The organism is Glycomyces halotolerans (assembly GCF_054779575.1).
Genome location: NZ_BAAGXZ010000013.1, coordinates 24,226 through 46,004, shown reverse-complemented (window position 1 = coordinate 46,004; position 21,779 = coordinate 24,226). Strand labels below are relative to the sequence as shown.

21 protein-coding genes are annotated in these 21,779 nt (G+C 69.7%); 15 read left to right on the top strand and 6 right to left on the bottom strand.

From position 1 onward, the window contains the following. Positions 1-370 precede the first annotated feature (370 nt). Entirely contained in the window at positions 371-1,564 is a 1,194-nt protein-coding gene (locus ACYVL2_RS12395; RefSeq protein WP_460543690.1) for an MFS transporter, read from the top strand. Here the strand turns inward: ACYVL2_RS12395 and ACYVL2_RS12390 are convergent, their stop codons facing one another. After that, positions 1,565-2,548, bottom strand: coding sequence for an MDR/zinc-dependent alcohol dehydrogenase-like family protein (locus ACYVL2_RS12390; protein WP_460543688.1), 984 nt, complete (start codon positions 2,546-2,548; stop codon positions 1,565-1,567). An 83-nt stretch (positions 2,549-2,631) separates the two neighbouring features. Next, positions 2,632-3,309 carry a winged helix-turn-helix transcriptional regulator gene (locus ACYVL2_RS12385; protein WP_460543686.1) on the bottom strand — a complete coding sequence of 226 codons (678 nt, stop codon included), beginning with the start codon at positions 3,307-3,309 and terminating at the stop codon, positions 2,632-2,634. A 191-nt stretch (positions 3,310-3,500) separates the two neighbouring features. Between ACYVL2_RS12385 and ACYVL2_RS12380 the strand changes: the two genes are divergently transcribed. The 3 genes from ACYVL2_RS12380 to ACYVL2_RS12370 all read left to right on the top strand — a co-directional run bounded on the left by ACYVL2_RS12380 (position 3,501) and on the right by ACYVL2_RS12370 (position 4,822). Further along, a complete protein-coding gene (locus tag ACYVL2_RS12380; protein WP_460543684.1) occupies positions 3,501-4,103 on the top strand; it encodes a carbonic anhydrase in 603 nt (200 codons plus the stop codon). A 13-nt stretch (positions 4,104-4,116) separates the two neighbouring features. After that, positions 4,117-4,407: a 4a-hydroxytetrahydrobiopterin dehydratase gene (locus ACYVL2_RS12375; RefSeq protein WP_460543682.1), complete on the top strand. Its 291-nt coding sequence runs from the start codon at positions 4,117-4,119 to the stop codon at positions 4,405-4,407. Positions 4,408-4,474: 67 nt separating this feature from the next. Next, positions 4,475-4,822, top strand: a complete 348-nt coding sequence (locus ACYVL2_RS12370; protein WP_460543680.1) for a DUF1707 domain-containing protein — start codon at positions 4,475-4,477, stop codon at positions 4,820-4,822. A gap of 49 nt (positions 4,823-4,871) precedes the next feature. Here the strand turns inward: ACYVL2_RS12370 and ACYVL2_RS12365 are convergent, their stop codons facing one another. Continuing rightward, positions 4,872-6,131: a pyridoxal phosphate-dependent aminotransferase gene (locus ACYVL2_RS12365; protein ID WP_460543679.1), complete on the bottom strand. Its 1,260-nt coding sequence runs from the start codon at positions 6,129-6,131 to the stop codon at positions 4,872-4,874. A 99-nt stretch (positions 6,132-6,230) separates the two neighbouring features. On the opposite strand from ACYVL2_RS12365, the gene ACYVL2_RS12360 reads away from it, so the two are divergent. Beyond that, positions 6,231-7,151 carry a LysR family transcriptional regulator gene (locus tag ACYVL2_RS12360; protein WP_460543677.1) on the top strand — a complete coding sequence of 307 codons (921 nt, stop codon included), beginning with the start codon at positions 6,231-6,233 and terminating at the stop codon, positions 7,149-7,151. A 21-nt stretch (positions 7,152-7,172) separates the two neighbouring features. Here the strand turns inward: ACYVL2_RS12360 and ACYVL2_RS12355 are convergent, their stop codons facing one another. Further along, positions 7,173-8,441, bottom strand: a complete 1,269-nt coding sequence (locus ACYVL2_RS12355) for a YibE/F family protein (protein ID WP_460543675.1) — start codon at positions 8,439-8,441, stop codon at positions 7,173-7,175. Positions 8,442-8,569: 128 nt separating this feature from the next. Then, positions 8,570-9,352, bottom strand: coding sequence for a maleylpyruvate isomerase family mycothiol-dependent enzyme (locus tag ACYVL2_RS12350; RefSeq protein ID WP_460543673.1), 783 nt, complete (start codon positions 9,350-9,352; stop codon positions 8,570-8,572). 126 nt (positions 9,353-9,478) lie between these two features. Here ACYVL2_RS12350 and ACYVL2_RS12345 point away from each other — a divergent pair, with 126 nt between their 5' ends. Further along, entirely contained in the window at positions 9,479-10,063 is a 585-nt protein-coding gene (locus ACYVL2_RS12345) for a thiamine phosphate synthase (protein WP_460543672.1), read from the top strand. Here ACYVL2_RS12345 and ACYVL2_RS12340 read toward each other — a convergent pair. Then, complete coding sequence (locus ACYVL2_RS12340; RefSeq protein WP_460543670.1) at positions 10,060-11,406, bottom strand: glycoside hydrolase family 1 protein; 1,347 nt, start codon at positions 11,404-11,406, stop codon at positions 10,060-10,062. The genes ACYVL2_RS12345 and ACYVL2_RS12340 overlap by 4 nt on opposite strands. 288 nt (positions 11,407-11,694) lie before the next feature. On the opposite strand from ACYVL2_RS12340, the gene ACYVL2_RS12335 reads away from it, so the two are divergent. The 9 genes from ACYVL2_RS12335 to dapB all read left to right on the top strand — a co-directional run bounded on the left by ACYVL2_RS12335 (position 11,695) and on the right by dapB (position 21,770). Continuing rightward, positions 11,695-13,029 carry an ABC transporter substrate-binding protein gene (locus ACYVL2_RS12335; protein ID WP_460543668.1) on the top strand — a complete coding sequence of 445 codons (1,335 nt, stop codon included), beginning with the start codon at positions 11,695-11,697 and terminating at the stop codon, positions 13,027-13,029. 79 nt (positions 13,030-13,108) lie between these two features. Then, positions 13,109-14,089: a carbohydrate ABC transporter permease gene (locus tag ACYVL2_RS12330; protein ID WP_460543814.1), complete on the top strand. Its 981-nt coding sequence runs from the start codon at positions 13,109-13,111 to the stop codon at positions 14,087-14,089. Then, entirely contained in the window at positions 14,086-15,048 is a 963-nt protein-coding gene (locus tag ACYVL2_RS12325) for a carbohydrate ABC transporter permease (RefSeq protein ID WP_460543666.1), read from the top strand. Before ACYVL2_RS12330 ends, ACYVL2_RS12325 begins: the two co-directional genes overlap by 4 nt. Positions 15,049-15,270: 222 nt before the next feature. Next, entirely contained in the window at positions 15,271-15,510 is a 240-nt protein-coding gene (locus tag ACYVL2_RS12320) for a hypothetical protein (RefSeq protein WP_460543664.1), read from the top strand. 161 nt (positions 15,511-15,671) lie between these two features. After that, positions 15,672-16,598, top strand: a complete 927-nt coding sequence (locus tag ACYVL2_RS12315; protein WP_460543662.1) for a bifunctional riboflavin kinase/FMN adenylyltransferase — start codon at positions 15,672-15,674, stop codon at positions 16,596-16,598. A 105-nt stretch (positions 16,599-16,703) separates the two neighbouring features. Next, positions 16,704-16,973: a 30S ribosomal protein S15 gene (gene rpsO / locus ACYVL2_RS12310; RefSeq protein WP_460543660.1), complete on the top strand. Its 270-nt coding sequence runs from the start codon at positions 16,704-16,706 to the stop codon at positions 16,971-16,973. A 334-nt stretch (positions 16,974-17,307) separates the two neighbouring features. Beyond that, entirely contained in the window at positions 17,308-19,731 is a 2,424-nt protein-coding gene (locus ACYVL2_RS12305; protein ID WP_460543658.1) for a polyribonucleotide nucleotidyltransferase, read from the top strand. Continuing rightward, entirely contained in the window at positions 19,732-21,033 is a 1,302-nt protein-coding gene (locus ACYVL2_RS12300; protein WP_460543656.1) for a M16 family metallopeptidase, read from the top strand. Next, complete coding sequence (gene dapB / locus ACYVL2_RS12295; RefSeq protein ID WP_460543654.1) at positions 21,030-21,770, top strand: 4-hydroxy-tetrahydrodipicolinate reductase; 741 nt, start codon at positions 21,030-21,032, stop codon at positions 21,768-21,770. Before ACYVL2_RS12300 ends, dapB begins: the two co-directional genes overlap by 4 nt. The last annotated feature ends 9 nt before the right edge of the window (positions 21,771-21,779 follow it).

Sequence of the window (21,779 nt, the reverse complement as noted above, 5' to 3'; positions counted from 1 at the left end):
CCGCGACGCGGGGCCTCTCTTCATGTCCGTCGATTCCTTCGGGCGCTCGGAGTCCCCGGCTCCCGGCTTCGCCCGATCCCGTATGCGCCTGAACCGGATTCGCGCTCGACCGCCGGCACCGCCGAGCTCGCGAGAGCGCTCGGCCCCCGCACTTGACCGAGGTCACCCCGGCAATTCGCTTCAGGGGCTTTCCAGTATGCCGATGCGTTCTTAGTGTTGACGGGTCGGCGCAATCCCCTGTGCCGTTCTGAGAGGCGAGCCGAACGAAGCGCTCGCGAACTCATCCGAGAGCGACCGGTCGGGCAACGATGCAGCCGGTGACAGCCTCACCGTTCTCACTGATACTTCTTCTGCATCACGGAGCCGCTGTATGCGCCTGCCTCTGTTCGCCCTTGCCATCGGAGCGTTCGGCATCGGAACCGCCGAATTCATCGTGATGGGCATCCTCCCCGACATCGCGTCCTCTGAGGGCGTGTCGCTCGCTCACGCGGGCCTGCTCGCCTCGTCCTACGCCATCGGCGTGGTCATCGGCGCGCCGCTGCTGACGGTCGTGACCACCCGCGTGGGCCGCAAACGGCTCCTGATCGCCCTCATGGGCTGGTTCACCGTCGCCAACCTCGCCACCGCGCTCGCCCCCGATTTCGCCACGCTCCTAGGGACCCGGTTCGTCGCCGGCCTGCCCCACGGGGCCTTCTTCGGCGCCGCCGCGGTCGTCGGCGCGAGCCTGGTGCCGTTCGAACGACGCGCCCGCGCCATCTCCGGGATCATGTCGGGGCTGACCCTCGCGACCGTCGTCGGCGTCCCGGTCGGCGCGCTGCTGGCCGGCCAGGTCGACTGGCGCGTGATCTTCCTCGGCGTCGCCCTGATCGGCCTGCTCACCATGGCCGCGATCTGGCTGACCGTGCCCAGCGCCAACGGCGTCATCGCCGCGACGCGGCCGATGGACGAGATCCGCGCCCTCGGCAACGGCAAGGTCATCATGCCGCTGGTCACCGGCGCGATCGGCTTCGGCGGCATGTTCGCCTGCTACACCTACCTGACGCCGATCCTCACCGACGTCACCGGCCTGGCGCCGCTGGCCGTCGCCGTCACCCTGGCGGTCTTCGGCGTCGGTATGACGTGCGGCAACGTCATCGGCGGCCAGGTAGCCGACCGGCAGCCGATCCCCGGCCTGTTCGCGGCGTTCACGGTGATCGCCGCGGTCATGCTGTTGATGTTCTTCACCATGGAGTCCCCGGCGCTGGCCGTCGGCGGCGTCTTCCTGATGGCGGCGGCGTCCTCGCTGGTGGGTCCGATCATGCAGCGCCTGCTGCTCGACGGCGCGCACGCCGCTCCGTCGCTGGCCTCGTCGCTGCACCACGCGGCGTTCAATCTCGCCAACGCGAACGGCGCGTGGCTCGGCGGCGTCGCCGTCAGCGCGGGCTTCGGCCTCACCTCGCCGATCCTGGCCGGTGTCGGACTCGCGCTGGCCGGTCTCGGACTGACCTTCGTGCTCGCTCGCGCGCACACCCGCGTGCCGGAGCTGGCGAACGTGGCGAAGGCCGAACTGGTCACCGCCAGCTGATCAAGGCACCAGCACCACTTTGCCCACCGTGTCCCGGTCCTCCAGGGCACGGTGGGCTTTTTCGGCTTCGGCGAGGGCGAACCGCTGGACGGCCGGGACGAGCCTGCCGGCGGCCAGTTCGGCGAGCGCGCGGGCTTCGACCTCGCGGAGGCCGCCCATGCGTTCGAGGAGCTTCGGGCCGAGCGCCGAGGAGACGGTCAGGCCTCCCTCGACGATGTCGCCGGCGGACAGTTCGGTGGCCTCGCCCGACGACCATCCGAAGATGACGAGCCGCCCGCCGAAACCGAGCCGTTCAAGCATGGCGCGTCCGACGCCGCCGCCGACCGAGTCGTAGACGAGGGTGGCCTCGCGGCCGTCGAGCGCTTCGTCGAGTCGCCGGGTCCAGTCGTCGGTGCGGTAGTCGATGGCCGCGTCGGCGTCGCCCGCTCGGACTCGCGCGGCCTTGTCGGGACCTCCGGCGAGGCCGACGACGTGTGCGCCGGCGTTCTTCGCCGCTTGTGTCAGGAGAGTGCCGATACCACCGGCGGCGGCGGGGACGATGACGGTGTCCTCAGCGGTGACGGGCCCGGTTTCGAGGACCATGAGCGCGGTGCGCCCGGTCCCGATCATGGCGACGGCCGCAGCGAACTCGGCCCCGTCCGGCAGGGCGTGGACGGAGGCGAGGTCGCGGACGCACCATTCGGCGTAGCCGCCGGAGGCGAAGCCGAGGTGGGCGACGACCCGTTCGCCGATCCAGGCCGGGTCGACGCCGGGTCCGGCGGCGTCGACCACGCCCGCGGCCTCGCGGCCGGGGATCATCGGCAGTTCCGGGAGCGGGTACGGCATCCGGTCGGCCCGACCCGCGCGGATGGTGGTGTCGATCAAGTGCACCCCGGCGGCGTGGACGCGGATGCGGACCTGCCCGGGCCCGGGCTCCGGCTCGGGCGTCTCCTCGATTCGCAGGACTTCGGGTCCGCCGAATTCGTGCTGGCGTACGGCGCGCATGTGGCCTCCTCGGTTCCGTTGCGGCGGCAACGCTACGGGCGCGGCGACGGGCGCGGCATCCGTCAGTCGACTGGCGTCAGCGCCTAAGGGAGTTCGCCGTCGACGCGGGAGGCGGCGGCCGGTTCGGGGAGCCTGAACATGCCGAGGAACCGTTCGGCCATGGCCTGGTCTCCTTGGACGGTGATGCGTCCGGCGTGGAGGGAGACGTCGAGGCTGCGGCCGCCGAGGGTGAGCCGTTTGAGGGTCTCGGCGTCGGTGCGGATGATCGCGTGCGGATGTTCGGGGCGCCCGGGCGCGAGCAGCAGCTGCGAGTCGAGGATCTCGGCGATGAAGGGCCGATCGCCGACCCACAGCTCGAAGGCCGCGTCGAAGCCTTGGGCGGCGACGGGGATGAACAGTCCGCGCAGCGCCAGGATGAGCGCGTCGGTGCCGATCGGGGCGTCCAGTGGCATGCCGGCGGAGCGGGCGCCCCAGCGGATGAGGTGCACGATGATGCTCTCCAGTTCGCGTCCCCACTCGGTGAGTTCGTACACCTGCGAGGCCGCCGGGGGAGGCAGGCGCCGTTTGGTGACCACGCCGTGGGCCTCGAGTTCGCGCAGTCGCTGCGACACGACGTTGGCGCTGGCGCCGCCGAGACCGGTCTTGAGGTCGGTGAAGCGTTTGGGTCCGAGGAGGAGCTCGCGGATGATCAGGAGCGACCAGCGTTCGCCGACGAGGTCGAGGGCGTGTGCCGCGGGACAGCCGTCACCGTAGGTGCGCATTGATTCCTCCAGCTGGGAACGGACGCGGTGGGTTTCGGCAATCGTAGAATATGAAGCCGTGACTCACTGATGCGGATCCAGGACCATCAGATCACGGACCGACAACGTGCGGTCGGTAAAAGATGCGTCTCGGTGTGGCCGTCGTCCTTGCGGGTTCGGAATCCGTTCGGCACTATTCAGGGGTGCCAGATTTGACCGCATCATCGCTGATCGACAACCATCGCGCCGCCTCGACGCTGGTCGACCTCATCGAAGGGAACGGCCGGTTCGTCGCCGGAGAGCCGCGCTACCGCCGCGACATCGTCGCCGCCCGCGACGCCGCACCGAACCAGAAACCGAGCGCGGCCGTGTTCACCTGCATCGATTCCCGTGTCACCGCCGAGTCGGTCTTCGACTGCGACTTCGGGCAGCTGCTGGTGGTGCGGACCGCCGGGCACGTCCCCGACCGCGCTGCGGTCGGCTCGCTCGAATTCGCGGCCGCCGAACTCGGCATCAGCCTGGTCGTGGTCCTCGGCCACGAGCGGTGCGGCGCGATCGGCGCGGCGCTCAAGGCGGTCGAGGCCGACACGCACGACCCGCGCAGCGACTACCTGGTCGAGCAGCTGTGGCAGCCGGCCGCGCAGGCGCTGGCCGAGGAGTCGGACGAGCGCGGGGCCGCTTCTCACGCGATGCGGCTCCAGGTCCGGCGCACCGTCGCCGATCTGAGCCGCCGCTCGTCGCTCGATTCGGTCCTGGTGGTCGGCGCGGTCTACGACTTGGACACCGGAGTGGTCTCCTTGATCGAGGAGAACTGACACAATCGGTGGCATGACCGATCAACCGTTGACCGAAGCCGAGATCGAGCTGGCGCTCTCCGAGCTGCCGGGCTGGTCCCACAACGGCGACCGCTTGGAGCAGACCTGGGCCTTCGACGGACACTTGCCGGCCGTCGCCGCGGCCGTGTCCGTCGGCTGGGTCCAGGAGCGGCGCAACCACCACGCCGACCTCACGATCCGCTACAACAAGCTGAGCGTCTCGACCACCACCCATTCCGCCGGCAACAAGGTGTCCGCAAAGGACGTGGACCTGGCGCGGGCGGTCTCCGACCTCTTGGACTGACGAAAAACGAGGTGTGCGCGATTCCCGCTGTTCTGTCATGATTGACAGACAAGGTGGGGAGGCTGTCATGGACGCCTATGCATCTCGCGCCTCGAAGGCCGACAAGCGGATCGCGCTCGGCCGGCTGGCGGCGGCCCGCCGCCGGGGCATGATGGACGGGCCCGAGTACCGCCTGCGCCGCCAGCTGGCGCGACGAGCCGAGAGCATCGCCGACCTCCAGTCGCTGCTGTGGGACTTGGAGGACGGCGCTTCCGGTCGCGACCACTGGCGCTACGGGCGCTGGCGCGGGCCGGTGAGGGACGGGCGCGAACTGGAGATCCAACGCGTGGTCGGCGTGCTGTTCCTGGCGGTGGCGCTCATCGTCGTCATCGCCGCGGTCTACGGGGCCATCGTGGCGGTCAACGCCTGGCTGTGAGGTTCGGGCGTGGTGGGCGCCGCCCCGCACGGGGCGGCGCCCACCACGCTCAACCCACCGCGACCAGGTTCTCGAGCTGGTGCCGCAGGCCGTCGAGGGCGTCGGCGATCCACGGCATGCTCGTCGGCGAGTCGGCGACCAGCGCCGCCAACCGCTCCGAGTCGGTCGAGCCGTAGAGCCCCGGGACCGCGACCCGCAGCCGCAGGGACCGGTCGTCGCCGAACGCCGACCCCGGCAGCACTCCCACTCCGAACCGGTCCAGCAGGACCTGTGCCAGGTCCGCGCTGCCGCTCACCGACCAGCGCGCCTCCAGGCCCGCTCGCAGCGGCTCGAAGTCGGGCCATACATAGAAGCCGCCCTGCGGTTCGAGGACGTCGCAGCCGACGCTTTCGAAGACGCCGGCCACGGCGCGGGCCACGGATCCGTGGAGCCGGCGGGCCGCCGTGATCCGGTCGACCAGTTCGACCGGGTCCGTCCAGGCGTAGGCCGCCGCGTGCTGCATCGGCATCGGCGTGGACGACCACACTTCGGAGGCGATGCCGCGGACGGCTTCGCGCAGTCGCCCTCCGGTGGAAGCAGCGTCGTGCTCGGGGAAGCGGGCGGCGCCGATGCGCCACCCGCCGAGGGCGTAGTTCTTGCTGAGCGCCGTGGTCGTGACGGTCCGCTCCGGCGCCCAGGAGGCCGGCGACGGGAACGGGCCCTCCTCGAAGACCAGGTCGCGGTAGATCTCGTCGGCCAGGATGAGCAGGTCGTGCTCACGGGCCACCTCGCACATGGCTTTGACCGCCGTCTCGGACGCCAGTCGCCCGGTCGGGTTGTCCGGCAGCGTGGCGACGACGATGCGCGGGTCCCTTCCGACCGATCGGGCCCGCCGGACCGCGGTGTCGAGCGCTTCGGCCTCGGGAACGCCGCCTTCGCCCTCGGGCGCCGGCACCCGGATCGGGGTGCGGCCCATGAGCTCGGCTTGCGCGGCGTAGGAGACCCATGCGGGCGAGGGAATGACGGGGTCGCCTCCGGCGGCGCGGAGGACGGCGAACAGCAGCGGTTTGGAGCCGGGGCCGAGCAGTACCTGGTCGGCCTCGGTGGTGAGGCCGCGTCTGCTCCAGTAGCCGGCGACGGCCTCGCGGGCCGGTCGGATGCCGGCGACCGGCCCGTAGGAGGTCTTGCAGGCGGCTTGGGCGAGACGCTGGCCCAGGAGCGGGTGCACCGGAATCCCGGCCTCACCGAATGCGAGAGCCAGCACCTCCTCCCCGGCGGCGCGGCGGGCGGCGATGGTCTCGCTGGCGGCGAGTGTGGCTGAGACGGTCACTGATGGCTCCTTCGTGGATGGTCTCTCTGGGCCTAAGACTGGCCGGTCGGGACCATCAACGCAAGTATTTCTAGCTTTCGCCGAGAGTAAGATTTCCTTATGCTGGAAGTTCGCCGTCTGCGCCTGCTCTACGAGTTCGCGTCCCACGGATCGATCGCCGCCACGGCCGTGGCGACGGGACAGACCGCCTCTGCCGTCTCACAGCAGTTGGCCGCCTTGGAGAAAGAGACCGGTGTGGCGCTGCTCGAACGCACCGCCCGGGCAGCGAAGCTCACCGACGCCGGCCGCCGCCTCGTCGAGCACACCGGCGCCATCCTCGACGCGATCGAGGCGGCCGAGACCGATCTGGCCGCCGACGCGGCCGTCCCGCGCGGGAGGGTCACCATCACCGCCTTCCCGACCGTCGCGGTCGCCCTCGCCGGCCCGATCGTGCGCAGGCTGCGCCGCCACCCCGAACTGACCATGGTGCTGCGCCAGCAGCACACCGTCGACGAGAGCCTCAGCCGCGTGCGCTCCGGCGAGATCGACATCGCGCTGATCGACGACTGGTCCGGCATCCGCCGCCCGGGCACGGTCGGTCCGCTCACCTACCACCACCTGGTCTCCGACCCGCTGGTCGCGGTGCTGCCGACGAAGCACCCGCTCACCGACGAGCGGGTCCTTTCGGCCCACGTGCTGGCCGGCGAGCCGTGGATCGCCTCACCGGAGGGCGAACCCTCCCGGATGGCCCTGGACCGGCTGTGGCGGGCCGAAGGCATCTCGGCGCCGGTCTCGGAATTCGAGGGCCTGGACACGATCCTCACGCTCGTCGCCAAGGGCCTCGGCGTCACCGTCGCGCCGTGGATGGCCGCCGCCGAGCGGCGGGACGTGGCGGTGCGGCGCATCGCCGAGCCGCTGTCGGGCCGCGACGTCTACGCCGTCCACCGCACCTCGTCGACCGGCCGCCCGGCCGTCATGACGGTGCTGCAGGCGCTCCACCAGGCCGCCAAGAAGCTGCTCACCGCCGCGGAACAGTTCTAGGCCCCGCGAACGGACACGGCCTCACCGCAGATGCGACGGCGGGAACGGCGAGTCGTCGTCCTCGTCCCAGGTGTCGTCCGGCCCCGCGGTGGGGCGCGGGCGCACCCGCTTGGGCTCCTTCGGTTTCGCCGGACGCGGCCCTTCGCGGCGGGCCAGCGCCGCGGCCAGCCATGTCGTGATGGGGACGGCGGCGATGAGCCCGAGCGTGCCAACGATCGTGCGCGCGATCTCGGTGGCGATGATCTGGCTGGTGAGAATCTGTCCGAGTGGTCGGTTGGCGGCGGCGATGAGGACCAGCAGCGGCAGGGAGGCGCCGGCGTAGGCGAGCACGAGGGTGTTGATCACCGAAGTGAGGTGGTCGCGGCCGACGCGCATGCCGGAGGTGAACAGGTGTCCGCGGCCCCATTTGGGGTTGGCTTTGGACAGTTCGTCGACGGTGGCGGCCTGGGAGACGGTCACGTCGTCGATGACGCCGAGCGCGCCGATGAGGATGCCGGCGAGCAGGAGGCCGGACATGTCGATGGGGTACTGCATCGCCAGAGTGGTGGTCTCCTCGTCGAGGACGCCGCTGAGGTGGGCGAGGCGGACGGCGCCCTGGGCGAGTACGCCGGTCAGGATCAGTGAGGCGAGGGTGCCGAGCACCGCGACGGTGGTGGTGCGGTTCCATCCGTGGGAGAGGTACAGGGACACGAGCATGATCGCCGAGGCGCCGACGACGGCGACGAGGATGGGGGAGCTGCCGTCGAGCATGGCGGGCACGATGAACAGCAGGACCACCGCGAAGGTCAGGGCGAGGCTGACGAGGGACCGCAGGCCCTTCCATCGGCCGAAGGCGACGACGGCGAGGACGAAGGCGATCACGAGCGCCCAGAGCGCGCCGGAGCGTTCGTGGTCGATGATGTGGTAGTCCTGGCCGCTGACGGAGTCGGGCGTGTGGATGAGTACGACGTGCTGGCCGGGTCGCGGGTCGACGGCCCCGGGGCCGGTGGGGATGTCGACGATGATCTCCCGGCCTTCGTCGGGGCCCGAGGTGAGTCGGACGACGACGTCGCCGCAGCGGTCGGCCTGGAGCTGTTCGGACAGTTCGGCCTGCGCCGGGTCGCATTCGGTCTCGTGGACGGCGATGACATTGCCGGTCACCTCGGTTCCGAAACCCTGGTCTTCGGCCGCTTCGAGGCCGTAGGGCCACAGCAGGGCCAGGCCTATGGCGGTGGCGATCGCGGCGGGCACGAGGATCCACAGGGCGGCGCGGGGAACGGCGTCGGTCGGTGCGAGTCGCTCTCGGTTCACCTGTGAGAGCTTACGGCCTGTCCGGGGCGCGCCGTGGGCACCGGCGCGGTCGCGTCGCGGCGCTTCGGGGCCCGCCGCGTCTCGACGGGCCCGCCGGCGAGGAACTTCGTTCTGTAGCGCTCTAGTCGCTAAGCGTCGACCGGGTCGACCCATCGTACGGGGGAGTAGTTGCGCCACAGTTGCAGCAGTGCCGGGTCGCCGCTCACCGTGAGGTCGTCGAAGGGAAGCCGGTTCCACAGGGCCAGGTAGAGCAGTTCCACCGGCCCTTCGATGGTGCAGTGAGGTGATTCGACCTCGTTGAACGTCACCAGTGGTCCGGCGTCGGTCGGATGGATGTACCAGTCGCCGTGCCCGGGGGGCAGGTCGATGGCGTGGACGTGGAGCACCGAGGGGTGGAGGGCGCGCACGCGGCTGGAGGGCCGTCCGTGGAAACCCAGCAGCAGCTCGTCGATGCCGTCGGCCGCGAAGTCGCGGTTGACCGGTGAGATCTCGTCGCCTCGGGCCTGTTCGGCGTCGACGCGGTGGATCGTGGTCTCGTGAGCCTGTCGTCGCACCCAGAAGCGCCGGGAGGACTCGGACGGGAACACTTGCCAGCACTGGAGGTCGTCGGGCGCCGCCTCCAGGGTGTCGGCCAATTGGTTCACCCCCACACGGACCCAGTCGACCAGCAGTTCGTCGAGCGGTGTGGGGCCTATGATCTGCTGGAACTCGCGTTGACGAGGGTCGTGTTGGAGTCCACCCGCTACTATGGCTCTCGCCCAGCGGTGAACTGTTCCTATGTGTGTCAACAGGTCTCGTACGGTCCAAGTGGGGCAAGTCGGCACAGCGGCATTGAGCGCGAGTTCTCCTCCCGCGATGGCGATCCGCTCCCCCTCGGTACGCAGCACGTTGATTTGATCGCCGATATTCATCCACAGCAGTCTTTCATCTGTGTCGTGAATAACGCAAGTTTGGACCGTGAACCGATACGGAAGTGTTAAATCGGTCGAGGCAACGAATGAGATGGCAAACCGGCAATTCATATAGGATCGATGACCATGGCCGCTCCGCAACACCGGCTCATCGTCGTCACCGACGTCACCGACTGCCCGCGTCCGCTTGCGGCGCAGGTGGGCAGGGCACTGCGCGGCGGCCCGTTCACGCTGCTGCTGCGCGACAAGCAGCTCGATTGGGGCGAGCGGCGGCGCCTGGCCGCCGAAATGCTGCCGGACCTGGCCGCGCACGGCGGCGAACTGGTGTTCGCAGACCCGCCCGAGCCGGTGCCGGCCGCGCACCTGTCGGCCGGCCGTCCCGCGCCGGAACCGCGCCCGGCCTGCCTGGGCCGCTCGGTGCACGCCGGCGAGCCCATCGAAGCCGACCTCGACTACGTCACGTACTCGCCGGTCTGGACCACCGAGTCCAAGCCCGGCTACGGGCCGGCGGTCGGCCTCGACGGCCTGGCGGCGGCGGTCGCGTCAAGCCCGGTCCCGGTGTACGCGCTCGGCGGAGTGACCGGCCCCGACCGCGCCCGCGCCGCCCGGGAGGCCGGTGCGGCGGGTGTCGCGGTCATGGGCGCGGTCATGCGAGCCGAGGCCCCCGAGCGCGTCGTCGCGAGCCTGCGCGTGGCGCTCGAACCGGTTTAGCGCTCGAGGCCGTTGGCGGCGATCACGTCGGCGTAGAACTTCGCGCTGGCCTTGGGGATGCGCTCCTGCGTCGCGTAGTCGACGTAGACCAGGCCGAAGCGCTTCTCGTAGCCGAAGGCCCACTCGAAGTTGTCCATCAGCGACCATGCGGTGTAGCCGCGCACGTCCGCGCCCGCCTCGATCGCGTCGTGGACCGCGGCGATGTGGGCGCGCAGGTACTCGATCCGCTCGGTGTCGACGATCTCGCCGTCCTCGTTCGGGCCCGTCGGGTAGGCCGCGCCGTTCTCGGTGATCATAGTGGCCACGCCGTAGTCCTTGTGGATGCGCACGAGCAGGTCGGTCAGGCCCGTCGCGTCGATGGGCCAGCCCATGTCGGTGACGTCCAGGTCCTCGGGGGTCCAGTTCTCGATGCCGGCCGAGCCGGGGGCCACGGGGCTCTCCGGACCGTCGGGGGCGTTCTTGACCCAGGTCGGGTTGTAGTAGTTGACGCCCAAGAGGTCGATCGGCTGGGCGATGAACTCCAGGTCGCCGTCCTCGACGAAGCCCCAGTCGGTGTGGTGCGCGGTGCGCTCCAGGACCTCGGCGGGGTAGGCGGCCTTGAACAGCGGGTCGAAGAAGACCCGGTTGGACACGGCGTCGGCGTAGTCCACGGCCTCCTCGTCGCCGCGGCACTGCGCCGGGTTCAGCACGATCGAGACCTGCTCGGCCCCCGCCTCGCGCAGCGCCTTGGTGGCCAGGCCGTGGCCGAGGAGCAGGTGGTGGACGGCCGCCAGGGCGGCGGCGGGCTCGGTGCGGCCGGGGGCGTGGTGGCCGTTGCCGTAGCCGAGGTAGGCCGAGCACCAGGGCTCGTTGAGGGTCCACCAGGTGTCGACGCGGTCGGCGAGGCGGCCGGCGACGATCGCGGCGTACTCGGCGAACCGCTCGGCGGTGTCGCGGACGGGCCAGCCGCCGAGGTTCTCGAGGGTCTGGGGCAGATCCCAGTGGTAGAGGGTCGGCATCGGCTTGATCCCGGCCTCGCGGAGCTTGTCGATGAGCCGGTCGTAGAAGTCGAGGCCGGCGGGGTTGGCCGGGCCCGAGCCGTCGGGCTGGATGCGCGGCCAGGCGATGGAGAACCGATAGGTGTCGACGCCCATCGAGCGCATCAGCTCGATGTCCTCGTCCACGCGGTGGTAGTGGTCGCAGGCCACGCGCCCCGACTGGCCGCGCCAGGTGTTGCCGGGACGGTCGGCGAAGGTGTCCCAGATGGACGGGCCGCGTCCGTCCTCGCCTGCGGCGCCCTCGATCTGATATGAGGCGGTCGCGGTTCCCCAGAGGAAGCCGTCCGGGAAGTCGAGTCGTGTCATGTGAGGGCACCTTTCTCGGCGTGGATCGGGGAGACTATACGGCTGTGACACCGCTCCCATGGAATTGGGAGGCGACACATCTCATTAGTGTCGCCTTGAGTAACGATTCGGTAATTTAGCCTTGACACGTCATGTTAGCCAGCGCACGATTTCACGGTCGTTTCCAGCGGCGAGTGAGGCGGTTCCGCAAGGAGCAGTGCGCCATAGCACGGCGTGGCTCCGACCGGGACGTGGGAGGCAGTCGGACTCGCCGGAGCGACCAGCATCTGCATAGAGAGGGAAACCCCGATGAGCAAGATCCGACGATTGATGTGCCTGACGGCTGCCACAAGCGCCATGGCGCTCGCGGCGGCCGCGTGCGGCGCGCCCGAAGAAGACGATTCGACACGGGGCTCGGTGCCCGAGGAGGCCGAGGACTGCGCCAACTACGAGCAGTTCGGCTCCTTCGAAGGAGAGACCGTCTCCATTCTCGGCTCGATCCGCGACACCGAGGCCGACGAGATGGTCGCGGCCTGGGAGTTCTTCCAGGACTGCACCGGCGTCACCATCGACTACGAGGGCTCGGGGGAGTTCGAGGCCGACATGACCGTCCGCGTGGACGGCGGCAACGCGCCCGACATCGCCCTGTTCCCGCAGCCGGGCCTGATGGAGAACTTCGCCGACGACCTCGTCCCGGCCTCCGAGGACCTCACGTCTCTGGCCCAGGAGGGCTGGACCGAGGACTGGCTCGCCTACGGCACCATCGACGGCACGCTCTACGCCGCGCCCAACTCTTCGAACGCGAAGTCCTTCGTCTGGTACTCGCCGTCGTTCTTCGAGGACAACGGCTACGAGATCCCGACGACCTGGGACGAGATGATCGCCCTGTCCGACCAGATCGCCGCCGACGGCGTCAAGCCGTGGTGCGTCGGCTTCGAGTCCGGCGGCGCCACCGGCTGGCCGGGCACCGACTGGATCGAGGACATCGTCCTGCGCGAGGGCACCGAGCTGTACGACCAGTGGGTCAACCACGAGATCCCGTTCAACGACCCGCAGATCGTCGACGCCATCGAGAAGGCCGGCACCATCCTCACCAACGAGGACTACATCTACAACGGCGTCGACACCATCAGCTCGACCCCGTTCCAGGAGGCCGGTTACCCGATCCTCGACGGCAACTGCGCGCTGCACCGCCAGGCGTCCTTCTACGGCGCCATGTGGCCCGAGGGCACCGAGGTGGCCGAGGACGGCGACGTGTTCGCCTTCCGCTTCCCCGAGACCAGCGACACCGACAACACCATGCTCGTCGGCGGTGAGTTCGTGGCCGCGTTCAGCGACTCCGAGGCCACCGAGGCCACCCGCCAGTTCCTGGCCTCCGAGCTGTACCACAACGCCCGTCTCCAGACCGGCCCGTGGAGCACCGCCCACCAGGGCGTGGACCCGGCCAACGCCACCACGCCGATCAACCAGTTCGCCACCGAGATCCTGACCGACCCCGAGGTCACCGTCCGCTTCGACGGCTCCGACCTCATGCCCGGCGAGGTCGGCGCCTCCTCCTTCTGGACCGGCATCGTCCAGTGGGTCGACGGCGAGAAGACCGCTGAGCAGATGGCCGACGACATCGAGAACTCCTGGCCGCAGTAGTCCGACCGAGACCATGATGGAGCCGAGCGGGGTCGGGCACCGACCCCGCTCGGCGCATTGCTGAAACTCTGGGAGTGCCCTGACAGTGAACATCTCCGAACTCACCGACCGATTCGGACTGCTGCTGGTCGGCCTCGCGGCGTTCGTCGCGATCCTGCTCGCCCTCTACGGCGTCGCCGAGATCGCATCGAGGCGCAACCGCAGCCGCCTGGTCGCCTTCCTCTTCCTCTTCCCCGCCCTCCTGTTCCTCGGCGTGGGGCTGGTCTACCCGGCCCTGCGGACGGTCGGCATGTCGTTCTTCAACTCCGACGGCACCCGGTTCATCTGGCTCGACAACTACGCCTGGGCGCTGTCGGACCCCGACGCCCTGCAGATCCTCATCAACACCGCCCTGTGGATCATCGTGGTGCCGCTGGTGTCGACCGTCGTCGGCCTGGTCTACGCCGTCCTCATCGACGGCCGCCGCGGCGAGCGCACCTACAAGGCCCTGGTCTTCCTGCCGATGGGCATCTCGTTCGTCGGCGCCTCGATCATCTGGAAGTTCATCTACCAGTACAAGGCATCCGGCGACCAGATCGGTCTGCTCAACCAGCTCCTGGTCTGGTTCGGGCTGAGCCCGGTCAACTGGCTCAACACCTTCCCGCTGAACAACTTCCTGCTCATGGTGGTGCTGGTCTGGATCGAGGTCGGCTTCGCCACCGTCGTGCTCTCGGCCGCGCTCAAGGGCGTGCCGAACGAGATCATCGAGGCCGCCCGCATCGACGGCGCCAACGCCAGCGAGATCTTCTGGCACGTCACCGTGCCCTCGATCCGCTCGGCGATCGTCGTCGTGGCCGTGACCGTCTTCATCGCCACGCTGAAACTGTTCGACATCGTGCGGGCCATGACCGGCGGCCACCACGGCACCGACGTCCTGGCCCACAACATGTGGGACCAGGCGTTCCGACTCGGCAACGACGGCCGCGGCGCCACCATGGCCGTGCTGCTGTTCGCGCTGGTCATCCCCGTCGTCATCTACCAGGTGCGCAACGTGCGCCGCCAGGAACTGGAGGCCCGATGAGCGTCACGACCCCACCGGCCCGAGAGACCGCCAAGTCCGAACGCCGCCTCGCCGAGACCCGCGGCCAGCGCCTGCGCCGCATCCTGTCCAGCCGGATGGCCAGCGCCGCCGCGGTCATCATCGCGGTGCTGTGGACCGTGCCCACCTTCGGCCTGTTCATCTCCTCGCTGCGTCCCGAGGACGACATCCGCTCCACCGGTTGGTGGAACGTGTTCACCGACCCGGCGTTCACGCTCGACACGTACAACTACGTGCTCTACAGCACCTCCCAGGGCGGCGGGCTGATCCGCAACCTCATCAACACGGTCGTCATCACCATCCCCGGTGTGCTCGTCCCGGTCGTGTTCGCGGCGATGGCCGCCTACGCCCTGTCGTGGATCGAGTTCAAGGGCCGCAACCTGCTCTACATCTCGATCTTCGCGCTGCAGGTCGTGCCGCTGCAGATGGCGCTGATCCCGCTGCTGTCGTTCTTCAGCCGGGGCCTGTCGATCGGCGAGTTCACGATCATGCCGGCCTGGGAGCTCTCGGGCGTGCAGACGCTCGTCCAGGTCTGGGTCGCGCACTCCATCTTCGGGCTGCCGCTGGCGATCTTCCTGCTGCACAACTTCATGCGCGAGCTGCCTTCGGACGTGATGGAGGCGGCCCGGATCGACGGGGCCAGCCATTCGCAGATCTTCCGCAGGGTGGTCCTGCCGCTGGTGACACCGGCTCTGGCCTCGATCGGGATCTTCCAGTTCCTGTGGGTGTGGAACGACTTCCTGGTCGGGCGGACCTTCGGCGGCGGCGAGGCCACCCGGCCCCTGACGGCCGTGCTCGGCGACATGGCCGGCACGTGGGGCTTCGGCTGGACGAGGCTGCCGGCGGCGGCGTTCATCGCGATCATCGTTCCGTTGATCGTGTTCCTGCTGCTCCAGCGGTACTTCGTGCGCGGCCTGCTGGCCGGTTCGGTCAAGGGCTGAGCGGTCCGGCGATCCCGCGTCGCGACGAGAGGCGGGTCGGCTCCGGCCGGCCCGCCTCGCCGGTTCCGGCGGTATTGACGTCCGTGTAATTCGTTCGCGCGCGAATGCGCGCCTGATACAGAACAGTTCTCGTAAAACGCCATGGGCTCCCCGCGGCTTCTCCGAGAATTCTGGGTGGAGGCCCACCTCCGGCAATCCCGACCCGCCACCCAGGAGTCCGTCATGAGCGCCAGCGCCGCAGAAGAACTTCCGGAGGAATTCCGCCGGACCGTGCCCGAGCAGGTCACCGAGGAGCACGAACACGACGAGCCGGAAGTGCTCGCCGACCAGGTCCCCGCCGATGTCGAGACGGTCGGCAACGCCTGGCTGCTGCTGGGCATCTTCCTGTTGATCGGCATCGGGGTCCTGATGCTGCTGATCTTCGCCTCGGGAGGCAACGCCGACTCGTCGATGATGTTGTAACTGTGCTCCGCACCGGGCCCGTCCGGGGGCCGGCCCGCAGTCGCGGCCCACGAGGACGCCTCGGGAGTCGATGCGAGCGTTCGGCCTCGACCGAGCGGTATCTGCCACTGACCGCGTCATAGGGCTCGAGTCGGCCCCGCGGCAGTGAGAAGATCGTCCCCGTGGAAACCTGGCGTGGAATCGACGCGACCCCCGACCACTGGCCCGCCTCCGTGGCGGCCATCGGCGTCTTCGACGGCGTGCACCGCGGCCATGCCGCGCTCGTCCGCACCGCCGTCAAGGCCGCCGACGAACGCGACGCCCGGTGCGTGGCCATCACCTTCGACCCGCACCCGACCGCGGTGGTCGCTCCGCACGCGGTGCCGGCGCAGCTGACGAGCCTGGATCGCCGCATCGAACTGCTCGGCGCCGCCGGCGCCGACGCGGTGTGCGTACTGCCGTTCACCAAGGAGCTCTCGCAGCTGAGTCCCGAGCGGTTCGTCGAAGACGTCCTGGTCGGCTCGCTGCACGCGGTCGGCGTGGTCGTAGGCGAGAACTTCCGCTTCGGCCACAAGGCCGCCGGCGACGTCGCGCAACTGGCCGAGCTCGGCCGCCGGCACGGCTTCGAGGTCCTGGCCCAAGGCCTGAGCGCCGACGACGAGGTCTACTCCTCGACGCGGGTGCGCGGCCTCCTGACCGACGGCGAGGTCGCCGAGGCCGCCGAGATCCTCGGCCGACCCTTCGGCGTCGAGGGCACCGTCGTCCACGGCGCCGGGCGCGGGGCCGACATGGGCTTCCCGACCGCGAACATCAGGCCGCTGCCGGGCATGGCCGTGCCGGCCGACGGGATCTACACCGGCTGGTTCCACCTGGACTCGCGCCGCCACCCGGCGGCGATCAGCGTCGGCACCAACCCCACGTTCGGCGACAACGAGCGGACCGTCGAGGCCTACCTCCTCGACTTCTCGGGCGACCTCTACGAGGCCGACGTCCGCCTCGACTTCGTCTCGCGACTGCGCGGCCAGATCGCCTTCGACAGCGTCCCCGAACTGGTCGAGCAGATCGAGACCGATGTCGCACGGACCCGCGCCGACTTGGGCCTGGACTGAAGCCGCTGGTAGCCTGGGCCGGTCCGCACCGATCGCGGTGCGGACCGACCGGCCTGCACGACGCCGCGGGCCGAGCCGGTCTCGACCAACCCATAGGGAGTTGCAATGGCGCTCGACGCTGCCAAGAAGGCGGAGATCATTCAGGAGTTCGCCACCCACGAGGGCGACTCGGGCTCGACCGAGGTCCAGGTGGCGCTGCTGACGGCCCGCATCAAGGAGCTCACCGGCCACGTCCAGGAGCACAAGCACGACCACCACTCGCGTCGTGGTCTGCTCCTGCTGGTCGGTAAGCGCCGTCGGCTGCTCAAATACCTCAAGACCGAGGACATCACCCGCTACCGGGCGCTCATCGAGCGCCTCGGCATCCGCGGCTGAGACCCAGGAGGGGGAGCGGCGAACCGCTCCCCCTTTCACCTCTCTCGGTTCTCCACGAGGAGGCTCCGCCCTCGGGCTCGGGGAGGAATCGCCTTTACCCGCCCGCCTGGCAGGGCACGCCTAGTAACGTAGGGTTGGCCGAGAGCATCACGCTCGAAACGAGCGCCTCGACGATCGAGGCGCGGCGCGACAGACCAGAGACCGCCGGTCCTCGGTAGTGGCATCCGGACCGTCCCGCGAACGCATCGGGACACCGATCCGAGTGCTTCAATCGAAGACCGGCCCGCACATGGCATGTCGCGCTCCGAACTACACATGAGGAGTACGACGCTCAATGTCCGAACAGACCGAACGGACACCCGAGGCATACAACCTCGGCGAACACCACGCCAAAGCGGTCATCGACAACGGTGACTTCGGCACACGAGAGATCATCTTCAGCACCGGTCGCCTGGCGAAGCTCGCCCACGGCTCCGCGGTCGTCCAGATGGACGACACCGTGGTCCTGGCGACCACCGCCGCTTCGAAGAACCCGAAAGAGCACTTCGACTTCTTCCCGCTCACGGTCGACATCGAGGAGCGGATGTACGCCGCCGGGCGCATCCCCGGCTCGTTCTTCCGCCGCGAAGGCCGCCCCAGCGAGAACGCCATCCTGACCTGCCGCCTGATCGATCGCGGGCTGCGCCCGTCGTTCGAGAACGGCCTGCGCAACGAAGTCCAGGTGATCGGCACCATCCTCGCCGTCGGCACCTCCGACGAGTACGACGTGGTCGCCATGAACGGCGCCTCCATGTCGACCCAGCTCGCCGGGCTGCCGTTCTCCGGGCCTCTCGGGTCCACCCGCGCCGTCCTCATCGACGGCCAGTGGGTGTGCTTCCCGACGCTCGAGCAGATCGAGCGCGCCACCTTCGACATGGTCGTGACCGGCCGCGTCCTCGAGTCCGGCGACGTCGCGATCATGATGGTCGAGGCCGAGGCCACCGAGAACACCGTCTCGCTCATCGAAGGCGGCGCCCAGAAGCCGACCGAGGAAGTCGTCGCCGGCGGCCTCGAAGCGGTCAAGCCGGTCATCGCCGAGCTCGTCCGCGCCCAGTCGGAGCTGGCCTCCGTGGCCGCCAAGCCCACCGCGGACTTCCCGCGGTTCCCCGACTACGCCGACGACGCCTTCGCCGCCGTCGAGTCCGCGGTCGGCGCCGAGCTCGACCAGGCGCTCACCATCGCCGACAAGACCGACCGCGGCACCGAGCTCGACCGCGTCAAGGCCGTCATGCTCGAGAAGCTCGGCGCGGACTTCGAAGGCCGCGAAGGCGAGCTGTCCGCCTCGCTGCGGTCGCTCACCAAGAAGCTGGTCCGCAAGCGCGTCATCAGCGAAGGCGTCCGCATCGACGGCCGCTCGCCGGTCGACATCCGGCCGCTGGCGGCCGAGGTGTCGGTGCTGCCGCGCGTCCACGGCTCGGCGATCTTCGAACGCGGCGAGACCCAGATCATGGGCGTGACCACGCTGAACATGCTGCGCATGGAGCAGGCCATCGACACGCTGTCGCCGGTGACCAAGAAGCGCTACATGCACAACTACAACTTCCCGCCGTACTCGACCGGTGAGACCGGCCGCGTCGGCAGCCCGAAGCGCCGCGAGATCGGCCACGGCGCGCTCGCCGAGCGCGCCCTGATCCCGGTACTGCCAGGGCGCGAGGAGTTCCCGTACGCGATCCGGCAGGTCTCAGAGGCCCTGGGCTCGAACGGCTCGACCTCGATGGGTTCGGTCTGCGCCTCCACCATGGCGCTGATGGACGCGGGCGTGCCGATCAAGGCCCCCGTCGCGGGCATCGCGATGGGCCTGATCAGCGAGGAGGTCGACGGCGAGACCAAGTACGTCACGCTGACCGACATCCTCGGCGCCGAGGACGCTTACGGCGACATGGACTTCAAGGTCGCCGGCACGCCGGACTTCGTGACCGCGCTCCAGTTGGACACCAAGCTCGACGGGCTGCCTTCGGAGGTCCTCGCGCAGGCGCTCCAGCAGGCCAACGACGCCCGCCACGCGATCCTCGACGTCATGGGCGAGGCCATCTCGGAGCCCGGCGAGCTCGCCGCGACCGCTCCGCGGATCACCACGCTGAAGATCCCGGTCGACAAGATCGGCGCGATCATCGGCCCGAAGGGCCAGACGATCAACCAGATCCAGGACGACACCGGCGCCGACATCACCGTCGAGGACGACGGCACGATCTACGTGTCGGCCGAGAACGGCGAGGCCGCGGCCGCGGCGGTGGAGACGATCAACTCGATCGCCAACCCGACGCTGCCGAACGTCGGCGACCGCTTCCTCGGGACCGTCGTCAAGACCACCGACTTCGGTGCCTTCGTCTCGCTGACTCCGGGCCGCGACGGCCTGCTGCACATCTCGAAGGTCGGCGACGGCAAGCGCGTCGACCGCGTCGAGGACGTGCTCGGCGTCGGCGACAAGATCGAGGTCGAGATCGGCGACATCGACAACCGCGGGAAGATCTACCTCGACAAGGTCTACCCGGAGGGCGAGGAGCCCGAGGGCTACAAGAAGGGCCGTCCCGAGCGCCGCGAAGGCGACCGCGGCGACCGTGGGGGACGCGGCGGCGACCGCGGCGGAGCCCGCGGTGACCGCGGCCCGCGTCGCAACGACGACCGTCCGCGCCGTTCGGACGACAACGGCGGAGGCGAAGGCGGCCAGCGCCGCCGGCGCCGCCGCCGCACCGACGGTGCCGGAGGCAACGACGAGTAGATGAGTCGTTCCCAGACTCGATCGCTCATCCACGACCCGTCGGGGGCCACGGTGCGACGCACCGTGCTCCCCGGCGGGTTGCGTGTGGTCACCGAAGAGATCGCCTCGATGCGGTCGGCGTCGGTGGGCGCGTGGGTGGGCGTGGGCGCCCGCGACGAGCCCGCCGAACTGTCCGGCGCCTCGCACTTCCTCGAGCACCTGCTGTTCAAAGGCACGCCGAAGCGTTCGGCGGTCGAGATCTCCGAGGCGGTCGAGGCCGTCGGCGGGGAGTCGAACGCCTACACCGCCCGCGACCACACCTGCTTCTACGAGCGCGGTCTCGCCGAGGACCTGCCGCTGGCGCTCGACGTCCTGGGCGACTCGGTGTGCAATTCGCTGCTGAAGGCCGACGACGTCGAAGTCGAGCGCGGGGTGATCCTCGAGGAGATCGCCGCTTCGGCCGACGACCCGGCCGAGCAGGTCTTCGAGCATTTCAACCGCGCCCTGTTCGGCGACGGCCCGCTGGGCCGGGACATCGCCGGGACCGCCGAGTCGGTCCGGGCCCTGACCGCCGATCAGATCCGCGACTTCTACCGCCGCCACTACCTTCCGTCGAATCTGGTGGTGTGCGTGGCCGGCGGCATCGACCACGATGAGGCCCTCAAGCTCGTCCGCGAGTCGTTCGAGCCGCTCTTGAACGCCTCACAGGCGCCGCCGCGACGGCCGCGGGAGGCCGAGACCGCGCTGGAGCCGCCCCGGCGGTTCGCGGTCGAACACGAGGACACCGAGCAGGCGCATCTGGTGATCGGCTGCCGCACCATGTCCCGCAAGGACGAGCGGATGTACGCCCTCGGCGTGCTCAACAACATCCTGGGCGGCGGCATGTCCTCGCGGCTGTTCCGCATCATCCGCGAGGAGCGCGGCCTGGCCTACTCGGTCCGCTCCGGCGAGAGCTACTTCGGCGACACGGGCTCGTTCAGCGTCTACGCCGGCTGCAGTCCCGACAACTCGCGGGAGGTCCGGGACCTGATTCTGGCCGAGCTGGCGAACGTCGCCGAGTCGGGAGTGACCGACGAGGAGCTGCGTCGCGGCAAGAAGATGTACCAGGTCGGGGTCCTGATGGCGATGGAGGACTCGGGGGCGCGCATGGACTGGCTCGGCCGCAGCGAGCTGCTGTACGGCGAGCAGGAGACCATCGAGCACGATCTGGCCCGCAACGATGCGGTCACCGCCGAGGCCGTCAGGAGGGTCGCGGCCGATATCATGTCGCAGCCGATGACGACCGCGGCCGTGGGGCCGTTCGACCAAGGGGAGTTCGCATGATCAAAGTGGGCGTGCTGGGTGCGAGGGGCCGCATGGGCCAGGCCGTCTGCGAGGCCGTCGCCGACGCCGACGACATGGAGCTGGCCGCCTCGGTCGACGACGAAGACCCCTTGGAGACGCTCACCGACGCCGGGGTCGACGTGGTCGTCGACTTCACGTTGCCGAGCGTGGTCATGGACAATCTGGCCTGGTGCATCGACCACGGCCTGCACACGGTGGTCGGCACTTCCGGGTTCGACCGGGCCCGGCTCGACCGGGTCCGCGAGATGCTCGGCGACGAGCCGGAGGTCGGGTCGATCATCGCCCCGAACTTCGGGATCGGCGCGGTGCTGATGATGCAGTTCGCGGCCAGGGCCGCCAAGCACTTCGCCTCGGCGGAGATCATCGAGACCCACCACCCGCGCAAGGTCGACGCCCCCAGCGGGACCGCGGTGCACACCGCGCGCCTGATCGCCGCGGCCAGGGCCGAGGCCGACTGCCCCCCGATGCCGGACGCGACGGTCGAGGACGCCACCGGCGCGCGCGGAGGCGAGGTCGACGGCGTGCACGTCCACGCGATCCGCTCGGCCGGTTACGTAGCCGGCCAGGAGGTCCGTTTCGGCGGGCCCGGCGAGCGGTTCACGATCGGCCACGACTCGCTGGACCGGGCCTCGTTCATGCCCGGCGTGCTGCTGGCCGTCCGCGAGGTCGGCCGCCGCCCCGGCCTGACCGTGGGCATCGACGACCTGCTCGACTGACGAAGTTCA